The organism is Rahnella perminowiae, assembly GCF_019049755.1.
In the GTDB taxonomy this organism is placed as follows: Bacteria; Pseudomonadota; Gammaproteobacteria; order Enterobacterales; family Enterobacteriaceae; genus Rahnella; species Rahnella perminowiae.
The window spans coordinates 1-653 of the sequence record NZ_JAFMOS010000094.1; the positions used below are offsets into that span (position 1 = coordinate 1).

The window sequence follows — 653 nt, forward strand, 5'->3', positions numbered from 1 at the left end:
ATCTTATCTTTACCCTGTCCCCTTATATACTGACAAGTTTCTTTGTCATCGGATTTGATGCTTCAATCATCGTTATGCTGAATCATGGGCATAGCTACCCTGGCGTCATTATTACCTCAGGGTAGCTTAAAATAATTTTAACTAGTTATTACCAGTGGCATTGCCCGTTGACGCTGTTAGCATTTGAGTCGCCACCAAAAGCGCCGCCACGGCCGCCATTATCAGAAAGGCATTTTCCGGCATTTTTAGCCACACCGACCGCCATTTTCCCCGGGTTTGGAAAGCCTTTGGCGAGTGCACCAAAAACACCATTAGCGCAGTCAACAGTTCCCGGGCCTCCGTATATATGCGTAGGTGCATTCTGAGCCATATGACTCCAGGATGATTGGTTGTGCTGGGTATTTCTGCTGCTGCCGCCCTCATAATTAGAGTTAGCGTTTCCGCCTGCAACTAAAGCTAATTCAGATTGAGAAAGTTCCTTTATCATTTTTTACCCTCGTAACGGTTATTTTTTTCTGCTATTGATTTGGTCTCCACCAGAAAAACAATTAGCAGGGATACTGACACTTGCAGAAGCAGTGAAACTTTAGAATTCCCACTATCCCTATATATGACTACTCCACCCGGGAAATGAAATAGAAGCCAACCAACAA

Annotated in this window: 1 protein-coding gene; it reads right to left on the reverse strand. The window is 44.4% G+C overall.

What is annotated here, in order from left to right:
- Window positions 1-148: 148 nt before the first annotated feature.
- On the reverse strand, window positions 149-487 hold the full coding sequence (locus J1785_RS00485) for a hypothetical protein (protein WP_129953588.1): 339 nt from the start codon (window positions 485-487) through the stop codon (window positions 149-151).
- Window positions 488-653 lie beyond the last annotated feature (166 nt).